Raw genomic sequence first — 15,886 nt, forward strand, 5'->3', positions numbered from 1 at the left:
CAGGGCACTACAACCTGCAGATCAAAAGTTCGCGCTCGTAGATCATCTCCGGTGGTAGATGGTCATGCAGAGCGAGGAACAGTTCTTCGTGTCCCATCACCTCGTGCCGCCAGGCTGCACGGTCTACCTTTTGCAACTCGTCGAATCGATCGCGAGGCATGTCCAGGCCGTTCCAGTTCATGTCTTCGTAGTGCGGTGTCCAGCCGATGGAGGTCTCCTTGCCCTGGGCACGGCCGCGTACGCGATCGACGATCCACTTGAGGACGCGCATGTTTTCGCTGAAGCCGGGCCACAGGAACTTACCGCTCTCGTCCTTGCGGAACCAGTTGACGTGGAAGACGCGCGGCGTGACGGAGAGCTCGCGCTGCATCTTGAGCCAGTGCCGGAAGTAATCACCCATGTGATAGCCGCAGAAGGGAAGCATCGCCATTGGGTCGCGGCGCACCTTGCCCAGCGCGCCTCCAGCGGCCGCAGTGGTCTCAGAGCCCATCGTCGCACCGAGATAGACGCCTGATGACCAGTTGAAGGCCTGGAAGACCAGTGGGATGGTCGTGGCACGGCGGCCGCCGAAGAGAAAGGCCGAGATGGGAACGCCGTCGGGCGACTCCCAGGCGGCCAGGTCGATGCTTGGGCACTGCACGGCGGGTGCGGTGAAGCGGCCGTTCGGATGTGCGGCAGGTTTGCCCGTCTCGCGGCCAATCTCCGGCGTCCAGAGCTCGCCACGCCAGTCGAGGCACTCGGCGGGCGGCTCGTCGGTCATGCCCTCCCACCAGACGCCGCCTTCCGGCGTCAGCGCGACGTTGGTAAAGATCGTATTGCGGCTGAGTGTCGCCATGGCATTGGGATTGGTCTTGCCGCTGGTGCCGGGAGCTACGCCGAAGAAGCCTGCCTCTGGGTTGATGGCACGGAGCTGGCCTGTGGCGTCCGGCTTGATCCACGCGATGTCGTCGCCGACGGTCCAAACCTTCCAGCCGTCGAAGCCTTCGGGAGGAATCATCATCGCGAAGTTGGTCTTGCCGCAGGCGGAGGGGAACGCCGCGGCTACGTAGGTCTTTTCTCCCTGGGGAGATTCCACTCCGAGGATGAGCATGTGTTCCGCCATCCAGCCTTCATCACGAGCGATGTTGGAGGCGATGCGCAAGGCAAAGCACTTCTTGCCTAACAGGGCATTGCCGCCGTAGCCCGAGCCGTAGCTCCAGATCTCGCGCGTCTCCGGGAAGTGAACGATGTACTTGGTGTCGTTCTGCGGCCAGGACACGTCCTGCTGACCGGGCGTCAGCGGAGCGCCGACGGTGTGCATGCAGGGGACGACGCGCTTCACATCCTTATCGATCTCGGCAAATACCGGAGCACCGATCCTGGCCATGATGCGCATGTTCACCACGGCATAGGCAGAGTCCGTGAGCTGCACCCCGATCTGTGACATCGGCGAGCCGATGGGCCCCATCGAATAGGGCAGAACGTACATGGTTCTGCCGCGCATCGCTCCGCGAAACAGCTGCTTCAGCTTCTTGCGCATGACGAACGGATCTTCCCAGTTGTTCGTCGGCCCGGCGTTGTCCTTCGACAGCGAGCAGATGAACGTACGGTCCTCCACGCGCGCGACATCGTTCGGAGAGGAGCGAGCGTAGTAGCATCCGGGCCACAGCTCCTGGTTCAGCTTGATAAAGGTTCCTGCGTCGACGAGCTGACGGCAGAGATACTCATTCTCTTCCGCGGAGCCGTCGATCCAATGGATCGCTGCCGGCTGCGTGAGTTCGGCCATCTTTTCGACCCAGCGGATCAGGTGTTTGTTGGTAGTCAGAATACGAGTTGAAGCCAAAGGGCTTTTTGTTGCCGCAGACATGGTTTCCTCCACCCTCGGAAGGGATGCAAAAACACTAGAGCAGCCAGGGTACGCCTGTCGTCAAGACACCCCGGAAATGTCTCAAGAAAAAGCAAAAACGAGCGGTTATCGAAGAGAGGGACGCCTGGCAGGGGCTTTTGGAGCTGAGAGCCCCACCGTTTGAGGAGGACTGGAGCCAGCTTTCCAGCATGTTGTGCGACAGAGGGGGCTGGTGCAGCATCGTAAGCTAGAGACAGATTACGAAGGAGAGGGAGACGGCGATGGCAGAGCAGGGTACAAGCAGACGACCGCGGGTCGTTATCGTGGGTGCAGGCTTTGGCGGCATCAATGCGGCAGCGGGCCTGGCGAAGCTGCCGGTGGATGTCACCGTCGTCGACCGCAAGAATCACCATACGTTCCAGCCCTTGCTCTACCAGGTGGCATTGGCTGTGCTCTCTCCGGGGGACATTGCTCAACCTATCCGCAGCATCCTGCGCGAGAACACCAATACCGAAGTCATCATGGATGAGGTTACGGGCTTTGATACGGTGGAACGCCACATCATGCTGAAGAGCGGTGCGGTGCTGATCTACGACTACCTCATCCTGGCCACCGGCTCTACGCACAGCTACTTCGGCAAAGACGAGTGGGCGAAGCTGGCCCCGGGGCTCAAGACGATCGAAGATGCTACGGAGATCCGCCGTCGCGTGCTGCTGGCGTTTGAACTGGCTGAGCGCCAGAAGCTCGAGAGTGGATCGCATCCGCCGTTGAACTTCGTGATCGTCGGAGGCGGGCCCACCGGGGTGGAGCTCGCGGGGTCCATCTCCGATATCGCCAAGCTTTACATGACGAAGGATTTTCGCCATATCGATCCGGGTACGGCGCAGGTGCTGATCCTGGAGGGCTCACCGAACATTCTTGGCGCCTACCCTGAAGACCTGCAGAAGAAGGCCGTGGAGCAGCTCAACGCGCTCGGCGTGCGTGTACGAACCGGCGCGCACGTCTCCGATATTCAGCCCGGATACGTCATGGTTGGCGACGAACGGGTAGAGAGCGTCTGCACTCTATGGGCGGCAGGGGTGCAGGCTTCGCCGCTGGGAAAGATACTAGGAGTTGAAACGGACAGACGAGGCAGCGTTATGGTCGATGACCATCTGCATCCTGCCGGACATCCTGAGATCTTTGTCCTCGGCGACCTTGCGCACTTTGAGCAGGACGGCAAGCAGGTTCCGGGTGTTGCGCAGCCTGCCATGCAGATGGGCGCTTATGCGGCCAAACGCATCGGCCTGCTTCTTAAAGGCAAAGGCGACACGCAAAAGCCCTTCCGTTATTTCGACAAGGGAGATATGGCGACGATCGGCCGCAAGGCTGCGGTAGCCCGTATTGTGTGGCCGTTCCATGCGCACTGGAGCGGCTTTATGGCCTGGCTTACGTGGCTGGTCGTGCACATCTTCTTTCTTATCGGATTCCGCAACCGTCTCTCCGTCTTTCGCCAGTGGGCTTATACCTATGTGCAGTTTCAGGATGGTGTACGCCTGATCGTCGGTTCGCAGGAGCTGCCGGGTTGGGACAAGCTTGCAGCGTCCGTAGGCCCGATTACGAGCGGCGATCCGCAGCCTGAGACCCAGAGAGCCGATAGTTCTACAACTACGGTGGTTTAGAACATTTCCTCATAGTGTGGTGCAGGAATGAACCATCACAGAAATGTCATCTCGACCGGAGCATGATGGTTTTATCGTCATGCGGAGTGGAGAGACCTGCAGTTTGCTCGCATAGACGATGGTGCCGGTACGAACAACCTGCAGGTCTCTCCACTGCGGCGGCAAAGAGCGCCGCGTTCGGTCGAGATGACAGGGGATGGGTGGGATCGAAGAGGTGCATGGGGGGACTCAACCTACCTGTTTCAGGCAAGGGAAAAGGGCAGCCGCATTGGGCTGCCCTTCGTGTATTGCGTTCGCGAGACTAAGCTACAACGGCCTCGCGGACCTTTACCGGCGTCAGCCAGTTATAGCGATCCGGCGCAAGTCCGTTCACCACATCGAAGAACGCCTTGTGCAGCGCGCTGGTGATGGGGCCCATCTTGCCGTCGCCGACCATGATGCGATCGACAGAGCGCAGATGCGTCACTTCCGCAGCGGTGCCGGTGAAGAAGGCCTCATCGCAGATGTAAAGCAGCTCGCGCGGCAGGGCTTGCTCGACGACGGGAATGCCCAGTTGGCGTGCCAGCACCAGGATCGAGTCGCGCGTGATGCCGTTCAGCACCGAGTTCGCCAGCGGTGTCGTATACAGCGTTCCGTCGCGCACGATAAAGAGATTCTCGCCCGAACCTTCCGAGAGATAGCCGTTCACATCGAGGGCGATGCCCTCCGAATAACCGTTGATATCGGCTTCCATACGAATGAGCTGCGAGTTCATATAGTTTGCGCCGGCCTTCGCGAGTGAGGGCATCGTGTTGGGCGCCAGACGGTTCCAGCTCGAGATGCAGACATCCGCGCCGCCGTCACCGGGAACGTACTTGCCCCAGGGGAAGTTCGCGATGTAAACCTCAACCGGCGACTTTAGCGGGTTGACGCCGATCTCGCCGTAGCCACGAAATGCAATGGGCCGAACGTAGCACGGAGCTACACCATTAGCCTCGACGACCTCGATCACCGCGCTGTTCAACTGCTCGACATCGTAGGGAAGGGGCATGCGATAGATCTTGGCGGAGTTGATAAGCCGCTTCATGTGTTCGTGCAGGCGAAAGATGCTGGCGCCGTCAGGCTGCGTGTAACAGCGAATGCCCTCAAATACAGACGAGCCGTAGTGGATCACGTGGCTCATCACGTGAATGTTGGCCTTCTCCCAGGGGATCAGTTGGCCGTTGTGCCAGATGTTTGTGGTCGTTTCGAGCGGCATAGCATCAAACTCCTTTGATGGAGGAGTGCTTCAGCAATCTCCTCCGCGTTTCACCACTATTGTAGAGGGGAACTTGGAGAGTGGGCATCGTCCGGCTGATATAAGCGAAAACTGTTGTTGCAATTGCCCCCCTTCTTTTCCTGGCGGAATTTGCTGGAGGGCATTCTTCAGAGCCTTTTGGGCGTGCTATATACTTTCGGCCATGTCCGCAGAGATTCCTTCGCAAGAGACGCTTGTGCCTCGTAATGTCCTGGGTGTGTGGTGGATCTTTTGTGTTATCGCCAGCTTGCTCTGGGTGATCTGCGCGATAGCCCATCGGCACGGCTATGATCCGCTGGCAAAGCCGCTTCTGGATTCGCCCCTTACGGATATTACGGTGTATGCCCAGCGATTCGAGTTATACCGAACCCCTGCGTTCTTTGCGAAATCCTCTGATCCTAAGGTATCGACCTTTGCCTATCCGCCGGCGGCAGCGCTGATTTATTACTTCTTTTATAAAATCATCCCGCATTCGAGATATCTCTATGTGGGGCTTTCAGCGCTTGTAAGTCTTGTGACGATTGGCAGCCTTTGGCTGTTGGGTGTACGGTTTCTGCGATCTCCTTTCAGAAGTGGCCTCTTTGTCGCGACGTCGTTGCTCTTCAGCTTTCCCTTTTTATTTCTTATGCAGCGCGGCAATATCGAACTTATCGTCTGGATCGTTATTGCCATCGGCATACTGGCCTACTTTCGAGGCGCACTCTATCTTGCTGCTGTGCTGTTTGGAATCGCCGCATCCGTCAAACTGTATCCAGTCCTTCTGCTGGGGTTGTTTCTGTCGCGACGGAAGGCCTACGGCCCGTTCTTTGCCGGACTTGCATCCTGTACCGTGGTGACGCTATTCGCGCTCTGGTTTTCCGGCCCATCCATCGGGTATGCAGCGGATGGCTTTGCCGCTGGCGTCGCAGGGTTCCAGGGGGGCTATGTCAAACAAATTCGTTTCACAGAGATAGGGTTTGATCACTCTCTCTTTTCTCCTTTAAAGTTGCTGGCCATCCAGCACAACATGTCCCTAGCCAGCTTGACGCGTCCCTACTACCTGATCGCCGGTCTGTTCATGGCGATTGCGTTTTTTCTGAGAGTACGCAAGCTGCCGTCGATCAACCAACTTGTGTTTCTTGTGACTGCGATGATCCTGTTTCCGCCTGTCTCCTACGAATACACGCTCGTTCACCTGTACCTGCCCCTGTTGCTTCTGCTAGCTACGTTTGTTGGCTATCGGAGTGAGTCTGGTCCTCCTGTTTCATCTATTGTCCTGGGTGCGCTTGTCTGCATGCTCATTTTGCTTCTGCCCGTAGACTTGTTAGGAAAGTTGCCTGTCTTTCTGGCGGGTCAGCTTCAGGTTATTCCACTCTTGTTCCTATTGGGTTTTACCGTTGCCGCTCCATGGACCTCCGAGGCCGCAGCGGTAACGGCTGTGTCTTTGTGACGAACACAGTGTGTCTCGCTTTTCCAGGCGAAGACTTTGAATTGTTCATGGCCGACAGCCGTACCCTCGGCCTGGCATAAACCAAGAAGACTCCGAAGGGGGTTCCTTAGCTTGCCGCATTCATTGCCGGTTTCTGGCAATACAGAACGCACGATACCCGAGAACCGAGCCTTCTACCCTGGGCTCGATGGCCTCCGCGCGATTGCCTTTCTGATGGTCTTCTGTTTTCACTACCTCCACATCGCATGGGGGTGGGCAGGCGTTAATATCTTTTTCGCTCTCTCCGGATTTTTGATCACAGGCATTCTCTTCGATACACGCGACAGCCCGCATCGCGCACGTAATTTTTACGTTCGGCGTACGCTAAGAATCTTTCCTCTTTACTACGGGATCTTTGCTGTTTTGCTGCTGCTTTACCCACTGGTCCATTGGCAATGGACGTGGCTGTGGGTTCTTTGGCCTGCATACCTGGGGAATTTTGCCGGCTGGATTCACCCTTATCTTGAGGGCGATCCGTTGCAGCGGCTAGCGGACTTTCAGCTCTTTGCGGCTCGTCCGACTTTTTACACGCCTGTCTATCTCGGACATTTCTGGACCCTTTGTGTAGAGGAGCAGTTTTATCTGATCTGGCCGTGGATCGTCTTCTGGGTTCGAGATCGGCGCAAGCTTCTCTGGATCTGCGCAGCTTCTATTCCAATCTGTCTCCTGGCGAGAATCCTGGCGGAACATCTGCTTCCAGCTTGGCTTCTCCAGCACGAAGTCTTGAGCCATGCCACACCTTTCAGCATGGATAATCTTCTGCTGGGCGGATTCCTGGCTCTTCTCCTTCGCGGGCCATATGCCACGGATTTACTGCGTCGGGCGCGCATTGCCTCATTGATAGCATTCACCGCTGTCTTGCTCTGTTTCGTCTTTACTCCGGCGCACCATTTTCGAGCGCATCCGTATCCTTACCCCGCGAGTCTGCACACCTGGTCTTTTAGCGTCATCGCAATTCTGTCGGGCCTGCTGATTCTGCTGGCGCTTCAGCCCGGTACATGGGTCTATCGTGTCTTCAACCTTGCTCCACTGCGCTGGATGGGACGCATTAGCTATGGCGCTTATGTATTTCACGATATTTTCCACATGCTCTATGTCTCTCTTGTTGACCGCTTTTGCGCCTATCTTGTCCTGCATCATGAACCTCTGAGTTCTGTGTTGTGGGCGCATCGCGATCGTGTCGTTGCGGTGGTTGCCCTGGCCGCAACCTTCCTGCTCGCCTGGCTAAGCTTCAGGTTCTACGAGTCGCTTTTTCTCAATCTCAAAGAGCGCTGGACGATTCGCGAAGGTGCATGAACTCCTCTCTTTGGCTCGTGCGACGCGAGTATGCGTTCGCACGAGCAGACTCCCGACCTGCGCATTGCCGACTCGTGAAAGAATTGCAGAGTGATCGTCCCGCATGCAGCTTCGCTCTCCCTCTTTGAAGGGTCGGCCTATGTCCGCTTTTCGCTGCTTGCTCTTAGCTCGATCTTCTTCCTTGTCGATCCGTTTGCTGCGCTGCCGACGTTTCTGGCCGTTACGGCCGATCAGGATGCCGCTAAACGTGCACGTACTGCCCGCAAGGCTTCGCTGACTGCATTCGTGATCCTGACAGCGTTTGCGATTGCAGGCACGTACATCTTCCGCATCTTTGGGATTACACTCCCGGCGTTTGAGATCTCGGGCGGAATCATCCTTCTGCTGATCGGCCTCGACATGCTCGAAGCCAAGCGCTCACCTACGCAGGAGAGCCCGGGCGAAACCCAGGCTGCTTCCTCGAAAGACGATGTTGGCATCGTACCGCTGGGTATCCCGATGCTGGCCGGTCCTGGAGCCATCACCAGTGTGATGGTGCTGGTCGGCCAGGCGCAGACGCACTGGCAGATGATTGCGATCTTTGGGGCGATCGCCATCACGGCGGCAATCTGCTATCTAGTGCTTGGCAGTGCGGATCGTGTGGCCAGAATGCTCGGGGATACAGGGATTCGCATCCTTGTTCGCATTATGGGTTTGCTACTGGTCGCGCTAGCCGTACAGTACTTCGTCAATGGTTTCGTTGATCTGGGCGTGTTGACGAAACCCAGCAGTCTCTAAGCGATTCCAGCGAAGCCCTGTTCAGTGAACCAAGAGTGCCGAGGCTGCCAACAGCAGTCCGGCTATCCCCAGGCCTAGTCCAAGCATGAAATAGATCCTCTGCTTCGTCAGCAGGGTAATCGACGAGAGCACGACCGCAATCTGGAGCAAAGCTTCACCCAGATCGTAACGGCTTGCACGCCGCTCGGCGCGGTTTACTTCATGCTCAAGATCTTCGGCCTTCCTTTGTTCTTCAATGAGGTCGTCGGCCAGCTTCTCCATATGCGCCTTATAGCTGTTCAGCTTTTGCTGCACAGCAATACTGTTCGAGCTGGGCTGGAGAGACAACAGATCGGAGGTCATGCCGATCTGTCCCTGGCGAATCTTCTTGGCCTGGTACTCGTTCCACTGATCGGCCGCGCGTGACTGCAGGAGTACGGCTTCGGTATGTGTGCGATGGCCCAGAACTGTAACCATTGCGACCAATACTGCCAGAATACTGATGATCAAAGAGATATACCGCGTGTCTCCCTTGCTGGCTTCGTGCATTTCCTGGGTAAATTCGTGAATTTCAGTTGCTTCCATGGATGGGACACCTGATGCGGATTCTATCGGAGCCCTTGTTTGAGTGCGTGAGGGAGTTTTTTAGGCAGTTTGTTCGAATTCTAGTTAATCGCGTTTTCATTGGGGAAATGAGAGTTTTTGAAGGCTGCGAGTAGCAATAAAGACGAGAAATGCACAGCAGTCCACAGGAATCCACAGCGATCCGCCTTGCATGAGGCCTGGATCGTTGCTAATCTCAACAAGTCGCAGTTGTAACGCGATGGCAACAAAGAGGTAACGCAGTAGCAATAAAGAAAGTATCAACTTAGAGGTTGCGCAAAGTAGAAAGATGCGATACACTGAATTGGTACTGAAGTAAGAGCTAAAGCCTTGCATCGAAGCCACTTAGAAGTATTGAGGGCAACAAGGTGGAAATAAAGAAAGTATGAACTTAGGGGTTGCGCAAAGCAAGAAGATGCGATACTCTGGGTTGGTACGAGAATAAGAAGTAAAGCTTCGCGCCAGAGCCCATTTGAGGTGTTGACGGCAAGTCGGAGCGCAGTCCAAGCGTTTGATCGCGGTAGTAAGAGCTCAGTTGAGCCAGCCGACACAAACCCAAGCCACTGCAATTGATATATCCAGGAGCTTAGGCTCCGCGGCCCTTTGTTGGGTTGTGAAGATGTTTTTGAGAATTTGTGCTGTTTTTGGTTGACCTCCTCGCTATCTGGTCGCCCCGCTCTCCACGCCCTGACGGGTTCTGATGAGAAGAGCAAAAGGGTGAAAAGGAAAGTTGAGGGTAGAGGTTGACAAGCGAACGAAACTTTGATACTCTTAAAAAGTTCGCGCAAAACACTGCAGCGAGGCCGGTGAATAAAGAAACACTCCCGGTATCTCCCCAGTACAACACAGCGCAATCAAGTTCGAGGACACAAACCTGTGGCTTTGCCCAGAGTTGGTCCTTGATCCAAAACTGTCCGCTTAGGCGAGAACAGTCAGGATCTTTGACAACATAGTTGAACGTGCCAGTCGTGAGATGAAACGACCTTTGGTTGGGTCATTCTCACTATATTATTACCTCCGCTCCTTTCGAGCGAGCGGAGCGCTCGAGCCTTCGGACCCCTGTCCTAGAAGGCAGAGCAAACCAAGATTAAACGAGAGTTTGATCCTGGCTCAGAATCAACGCTGGCGGCGTGCCTAACACATGCAAGTCGCACGAGAAAGGGACTTCGGTCCTGAGTACAGTGGCGCACGGGTGAGTAACACGTGACTTATCTACCTCCGAGTGGGGAATAACCTAGAGAAATCTGGGCTAATACCGCATAACACTTACGAGTCAAAGCAGCAATGCGCTTGGAGAGGAGGTCGCGGCAGATTAGTTAGTTGGCGGGGTAATGGCCCACCAAGACGATGATCTGTATCCGGCCTGAGAGGGCGCACGGACACACTGGAACTGAAACACGGTCCAGACTCCTACGGGAGGCAGCAGTGGGGAATTTTGCGCAATGGGGGAAACCCTGACGCAGCAACGCCGCGTGGAGGATGAAATCCCTTGGGATGTAAACTCCTTTCGATCGGGAAGATAATGACGGTACCGAGAGAAGAAGCCCCGGCTAACTTCGTGCCAGCAGCCGCGGTAATACGAGGGGGGCAAGCGTTGTTCGGAATTATTGGGCGTAAAGGGTGCGTAGGCGGTTTGATAAGTCACATGTGAAATCTTCGGGCTCAACCCGAAGTCTGCATGCGAAACTGTCGGGCTTGAGTATGGGAGAGGTGAGTGGAATTTCCGGTGTAGCGGTGAAATGCGTAGATATCGGAAGGAACACCTGTGGCGAAAGCGGCTCACTGGACCATAACTGACGCTGATGCACGAAAGCTAGGGGAGCAAACAGGATTAGATACCCTGGTAGTCCTAGCCCTAAACGATGATTGCTTGATGTGGTGGGTACCCAATCCTACCGTGTCGAAGCTAACGCGATAAGCAATCCGCCTGGGGAGTACGGTCGCAAGGCTGAAACTCAAAGGAATTGACGGGGGCCCGCACAAGCGGTGGAGCATGTGGTTTAATTCGACGCAACGCGAAGAACCTTACCTGGGCTCGAAATGTACAGGACAGCGGTAGAAATATCGTCTCCCAGCAATGGGTCTGTATATAGGTGCTGCATGGCTGTCGTCAGCTCGTGTCGTGAGATGTTGGGTTAAGTCCCGCAACGAGCGCAACCCTTATCTCCAGTTGCTACCATTTAGTTGAGCACTCTGGCGAAACCGCCTCGGATAACGGGGAGGAAGGTGGGGATGACGTCAAGTCCTCATGGCCTTTATGTCCAGGGCTACACACGTGCTACAATGGCCGGTACAAACCGCTGCAACCCCGCGAGGGTGAGCTAATCGGAAAAAGCCGGCCTCAGTTCGGATTGGAGTCTGCAACTCGACTCCATGAAGCTGGAATCGCTAGTAATCGTGGATCAGCATGCCACGGTGAATACGTTCCCGGGCCTTGTACACACCGCCCGTCACATCACGAAAGTGGGTTGCACTAGAAGTCGGTGCGCTAACCGCAAGGGAGCAGCCGCCCAAGGTGTAATTCATGATTGGGGTGAAGTCGTAACAAGGTAGCCGTAGGAGAACCTGCGGCTGGATCACCTCCTTTCTAAGAGAGAACGTTCTGGTAATCAATCTCAGCCTCGCGATTGCGAGCAGGCCGCCGCAAGGTGCTACCTGATGAGTGCGAAAGGCCAGACAACCCCTCCCTCAAGCAAAGCCGATCTTGGTCGGTAGAGTGCGAGATGGGGAATCTGAACTCAACCTTCTCTTTGTCGTATGAATCAACAACGATGGTCATATCCGGCGTAGCTGGATAGCACGTTCAACTGTGTCCTCGAAAACCTTCGAGAGAGCTCAAGAGCCCGCGTCATCATTCTTCGGAATCGTTGGCCGGGCGACAGAGTAAGCATGTCGGCAGCGTAAGCTGTTCGCCAATGCCGGGCCTGTAGCTCAGTTGGCTAGAGCGCACCCCTGATAAGGGTGAGGTCGGTAGTTCGAGTCTACCCAGGCCCACCATTTTCTATTCTTCGGTTATACTGAACGAAGTGGGGCTGTAGCTCAGTTGGGAGAGCGCCTGCTTTGCAAGCAGGATGTCATCGGTTCGATCCCGGTCAGCTCCACCAAACTCTCTAAGGTTTTTATGAAGCAACCTGTTCGAGGTTGAGTTTCCGCTCATTGCGGATTCTGATCCTTGAGCATGTCTCAGGCGCGCTCCAGAGCGCGTAGCGTTGCAACACTTTGTTGCCGCAGACGATTTTTGACAACTGAATAGATTGGGTAAATATAACTACAAGGCTGAGCAGCTTTGGGTTATCGGTAGTCTCGATAACTTGAGCTGATTACAGTGTTGAGTGTCTTTAGAATATTTTTGGAACGGCGATGGAGATCCGCAAGTTGTGATCGAAGTTGACCGTTCAGGCGGACTAAACAACGTAGGTTTATTGGCTTACGGTCAGAGGTTTTCAATCTGATGCGTGTGAGTAAATTCTATGGTCAAGCTACTAAGGGCGCACGGTGGATGCCTTGGCAGAAACAGGCGATGAAGGACGCGACAAGCTGCGATAAGCTTCGGGGAGCCGCACATAGGCATTGATCCGGAGATTTCCGAATGGGGAAACCCAATATGGCAAACCCATATTATGCCCTACTGAATACATAGGTAGGAGCAAGCGAACGGAGGGAAGTGAACCATCTCAGTACCTCCAGGAGAAGAAAGAAACCTCGATTCCGATAGTAGTGGCGAGCGAACTCGGAACAGCCCAAACCCGTATTATTTCGGTAATTCGGGGGTTGTAGGGCCTGCAACAGTAGAGTTACCAATCTGGTCGATAGTCGAAGCTGTGTGGAAACCAGCCCGAAACAGCGTGACAGGCGCGTAGACGAAATTGATCCAGACTCGAAGCAGGTACCTGAGTAAGGCGGGGCACGAGAAACCCTGCTTGAATCCACGGGGACCATCCCGTAAGGCTAAATACTCGTTTCTGACCGATAGTGAACCAGTACCGTGAGGGAAAGGCGAAAAGCACCCCGAGAGGGGAGTGAAAAGTACCTGAAACCGTGTGCCTACAAGCAGTGGGAGGACTATGCCCTTCGGGGAATGTCTGACCGCGTGCCTATTGCATAATGAGCCGGCTAGTTATTCTTGTCAGCAAGGTTAAGCGTGAGCGAGCCGCAGCGAAAGCGAGTCTGAATAGGGCGATTCAGTTGGCAGGAATAGACGCGAAGCGGGATGATCTACCCTTGGCCAGGTTGAAGATGGGGTAACACCCATTGGAGGACCGAACCGGTGTTTGTTGAAAAAAGCTCGGATGAGCTGAGGGTAGGGGTGAAAGGCTAATCAAATTCCGTGATAGCTCGTTCTCTCCGAAATAGCTTTAGGGCTAGCGTCGTGTGATTTGGATCGGTGGTAGAGACATGGATGGACTAGGGGGCTTTCCGGCTTACTGAATCCAACCAAACTTCGAATGCCGATTACAACCAGCACGGCAGTCAGACTGTGGGGGCTAAGCTTCACAGTCGAGAGGAAAACAGTCCAGACCGCCTGCTAAGGTCCCAAAATTATAGTTAAGTGGGAAAGGAAGTCGGAACGCTCAGACAGCCAGGAGGTTGGCTTAGAAGCAGCCATCCTTTAAAGAAAGCGTAATAGCTCACTGGTCAAGCGGTCCGGTGCCGACAATACAACGGGGCTAAAACTATATACCGAAGCAGCGGATGCACACTTTTGAGTGTGCGTGGTAGGAGAGCATTCTCTCGTGGATGAAGCGTAACTGGGAAGATACGTGGACATTAGAGAAGAGACCCTGCCGGCATAAGTAGCGATAAGGAAGGTGAGAACCCTTCCCGCCGAAAGTCTAAGGTTTCCTGAGGAAGGTTAATCCGCTCAGGGTTAGGCGGTCCCTAAGCTGAGGCCGAAAGGCGTAAGCGATGGATTTCCGGTTAATATTCCGGACCTCCCAATAGTTCGTTTGACGATGGGGTGACGCATAAGGATAAGCAGGACCACATATGGCTATGTGGTTCGATACGCGTGAAGCTGGTTTCTCTAGGCAAATCCGGAGAAGCTTAACAGTGAGGCGTAAAGCAGAGCCGTAGGGCTTGAAGCTGCTGATTTCATGGTGCCAAGAAAAACCTCTAAGGAGAAAGATTGGGAACCGTACCACAAACCGACACAGGTAGACGAGGAGAATATCCAAAGGCGCTCGAGTGAAAGCTTGTTAAGGAACTCGGCAAATTAGACCCGTAACTTCGGGAGAAGGGTCGCCCCCGTGGGTGCAAGCCTAGGGGGGCCGCAGTGAAACGCGAACGGCGACTGTTTAACAAAAACACAGGTCTCTGCAAAGTCTAAAACGACGTATAGGGGCTGACTCCTGCCCGGTGCCGGAAGGTTAAAGGGAGAGGTTAGGGCGCAAGCTCGAAGCTTCGAACTGAAGCCCCGGTGAACGGCGGCCGTAACTATAACGGTCCTAAGGTAGCGAAATTCCTTGTCGGGTAAGTTCCGACCTGCACGAATGGAGTAACGATCGTTCGACTGTCTTAACGAGTTGCTCGGCGAACTTGTAGTACCGGTGAAGATGCCGGTTACCCGCAGCTAGACGAAAAGACCCCGTGCACCTTTACTATACTTTTACTGTGAGTTACGGCTCTTGCTGCGCAGGATAGGTGGGAGGCTTTGATGCCGGACTTTTGGGTTCGGTGGAGCCAACGGTGAGATACCACCCTGCGAGTGTTGTGATTCTAACCTCCTTCCCTTATCGGGAAGAGGGACATAGTAAGACGGGTAGTTTGACTGGGGCGGTCGCCTCCTAAATTGTAACGGAGGCGCGCGAAGCTACACTCAGGTCGTTTGGAAATCGACCGTCGAGTGCAAAGGCATAAGTGTGGTTAACTGCAAGACCTACAAGTCGAGCAGATGCGAAAGCAGGCCTTAGTGATCCGGTGGTTCTGTATGGAAGGGCCATCGCTCAACGGATAAAAGGTACGCCGGGGATAACAGGCTGATCGAAGCCAAGAGTTCATATCGACGCTTCGGTTTGGCACCTCGATGTCGGCTCATCGCATCCTGGAGCTGTAGAAGGTTCCAAGGGTTAGGCTGTTCGCCTATTAAAGCGGTACGTGAGCTGGGTTCAGAACGTCGCGAGACAGTTCGGTCTCTATCTGCTGTGGGCGTAGGAGATTTGAAGAGGGCTGTCCTTAGTACGAGAGGACCGGGATGGACGAACCTCTTGTGTTCCAGTTGTCATGCCAATGGCACGGCTGGGTAGCGAAGTTCGGTTGTGATAACCGCTGAATGCATATAAGCGGGAAGCACGCTCTAAGATGAGATCTCCCAACCCGTAAGGGAAATGAAGGGCCCAGGAAGACCACCTGGTTGATAGGCTGGAGGTTGAAGTGCAGTAATGCATGTAGCTTACCAGTACTAATCGCCCGTTCGGCTTGTCCATAGAATTTACTCTGCGCAATGTTTAGTCACATTGTTCTAGAGAATATTCAACACAAGCTTTGTAGTTATAGAGATATAACTAAGAAATACGTTTTTGGTAAATGTCTGCTCAATCTATTCAGTTGTGAACGATCGCGCTGCGGCGCATCTTTCTAAAGTTTGCCGGTGAGTTTACCGCGAGGGTCCCACCCGTTCCCATCCCGAACACGGAAGTTAAGCCTCGTTGGGCCGATGGTACTGCACGCGTAAGTGTGTGGGAGATTAGGTGATCGCCGGCATTATTTCTGGAAAGCCCACCCTTGTGGTGGGCTTTTCTGCGTTTGCACGTCGCATTACACTTGTTCCATGTTTGTTTCGACGCTTCGCTCTTGTTTCTACCTTCTTATTGCGGCTTTTCTGTGCGTTCTTGTTCTTCCCGCCTCTGCACAGCTTCCGCCGCCTGGTTACAACAGTCATTGGCGGACAGCTGACGGATCTGAAAAGCTTGTCCTTGAGTTTGGAGGCGGTTGGGATCTGGCTATGGGAGCAGCGCGCCAGTCTGAGACTCGCGGTTGGAATTACATGATGGGTGCCGGTTATA

The 15,886-nt window shown here is 54.7% G+C and carries 8 protein-coding genes, 2 tRNA genes and 3 rRNA genes; 10 read left to right on the top strand and 3 right to left on the bottom strand.

Translation table 11 applies throughout. The annotated features are described in order from the left end of the window. Positions 1–7 precede the first annotated feature (7 nt). Positions 8–1,846: a phosphoenolpyruvate carboxykinase (GTP) gene (locus HDF15_RS17035; RefSeq protein WP_184257659.1), complete on the bottom strand. Its 1,839-nt coding sequence runs from the start codon at positions 1,844–1,846 to the stop codon at positions 8–10. Between the two features lie 260 nt (positions 1,847–2,106). Between HDF15_RS17035 and HDF15_RS17040 the strand changes: the two genes are divergently transcribed. After that, on the top strand, positions 2,107–3,486 hold the full coding sequence (locus HDF15_RS17040) for an NAD(P)/FAD-dependent oxidoreductase (RefSeq protein WP_184257661.1): 1,380 nt from the start codon (positions 2,107–2,109) through the stop codon (positions 3,484–3,486). 301 nt (positions 3,487–3,787) lie between these two features. On the opposite strand, the gene HDF15_RS17045 is transcribed toward HDF15_RS17040, so the two are convergent. Beyond that, a complete protein-coding gene (locus tag HDF15_RS17045; RefSeq protein WP_184257663.1) occupies positions 3,788–4,723 on the bottom strand; it encodes a branched-chain amino acid transaminase in 936 nt (311 codons plus the stop codon). A gap of 25 nt (positions 4,724–4,748) precedes the next feature. Between HDF15_RS17045 and HDF15_RS17050 the strand changes: the two genes are divergently transcribed. The 3 genes from HDF15_RS17050 to HDF15_RS17060 all read left to right on the top strand — a co-directional run bounded on the left by HDF15_RS17050 (position 4,749) and on the right by HDF15_RS17060 (position 8,303). Then, positions 4,749–6,191, top strand: coding sequence for a glycosyltransferase family 87 protein (locus HDF15_RS17050; protein WP_184257665.1), 1,443 nt, complete (start codon positions 4,749–4,751; stop codon positions 6,189–6,191). 111 nt (positions 6,192–6,302) lie between these two features. Next, positions 6,303–7,526, top strand: a complete 1,224-nt coding sequence (locus HDF15_RS17055) for an acyltransferase (protein WP_184257667.1) — start codon at positions 6,303–6,305, stop codon at positions 7,524–7,526. A gap of 90 nt (positions 7,527–7,616) precedes the next feature. Further along, positions 7,617–8,303, top strand: a complete 687-nt coding sequence (locus HDF15_RS17060; protein WP_184257669.1) for a MarC family protein — start codon at positions 7,617–7,619, stop codon at positions 8,301–8,303. A gap of 21 nt (positions 8,304–8,324) precedes the next feature. Here HDF15_RS17060 and HDF15_RS17065 read toward each other — a convergent pair whose 3' ends face one another. After that, on the bottom strand, positions 8,325–8,867 hold the full coding sequence (locus tag HDF15_RS17065; RefSeq protein WP_184257671.1) for a DUF4337 domain-containing protein: 543 nt from the start codon (positions 8,865–8,867) through the stop codon (positions 8,325–8,327). A 1,105-nt stretch (positions 8,868–9,972) separates the two neighbouring features. On the opposite strand from HDF15_RS17065, the gene HDF15_RS17070 reads away from it, so the two are divergent. From HDF15_RS17070 to HDF15_RS17095, 6 genes are all read left to right on the top strand, one after another. Next, positions 9,973–11,472 (top strand): 16S ribosomal RNA (locus HDF15_RS17070). Positions 11,473–11,805: 333 nt separating this feature from the next. Further along, positions 11,806–11,882: transfer RNA gene (locus HDF15_RS17075), tRNA-Ile, on the top strand. 31 nt (positions 11,883–11,913) lie between these two features. Further along, positions 11,914–11,989 (top strand) — tRNA-Ala (locus tag HDF15_RS17080). 368 nt (positions 11,990–12,357) lie between these two features. Continuing rightward, a 23S ribosomal RNA gene (locus tag HDF15_RS17085) occupies positions 12,358–15,307 on the top strand. Positions 15,308–15,467: 160 nt separating this feature from the next. Beyond that, a 5S ribosomal RNA gene (gene rrf, locus HDF15_RS17090) occupies positions 15,468–15,584 on the top strand. Together the 16S, 23S and 5S rRNA genes with 2 tRNA genes alongside form the textbook arrangement of a ribosomal RNA operon. After that, the gene (locus tag HDF15_RS17095; RefSeq protein WP_184257673.1) at positions 15,572–15,871 is read left to right on the top strand and encodes a hypothetical protein; all 300 of its coding nucleotides are present in this window, start codon (positions 15,572–15,574) and stop codon (positions 15,869–15,871) included. The genes rrf and HDF15_RS17095 overlap by 13 nt, the downstream gene beginning before the upstream one ends. Positions 15,872–15,886: the final 15 nt, after the last annotated feature.

The sequence above is a fragment of the Granulicella mallensis genome, assembly GCF_014203225.1.
Taxonomy (GTDB): Bacteria; Acidobacteriota; Terriglobia; order Terriglobales; family Acidobacteriaceae; genus Granulicella; species Granulicella mallensis_A.

What these genes read in the sequence shown, in the direction of transcription:
- HDF15_RS17065 (WP_184257671.1), bottom strand. Translation starts at nt 8,867, where the DNA reads ATGGAAGCAACTGAAATTCACGAATTTACCCAGGAAATGCACGAAGCC.
- HDF15_RS17040 (WP_184257661.1), top strand. Translation starts at nt 2,107, where the DNA reads ATGGCAGAGCAGGGTACAAGCAGACGACCGCGGGTCGTTATCGTGGGT.
- HDF15_RS17045 (WP_184257663.1), bottom strand. Translation starts at nt 4,723, where the DNA reads ATGCCGCTCGAAACGACCACAAACATCTGGCACAACGGCCAACTGATC.
- HDF15_RS17035 (WP_184257659.1), bottom strand. Translation starts at nt 1,846, where the DNA reads ATGTCTGCGGCAACAAAAAGCCCTTTGGCTTCAACTCGTATTCTGACT.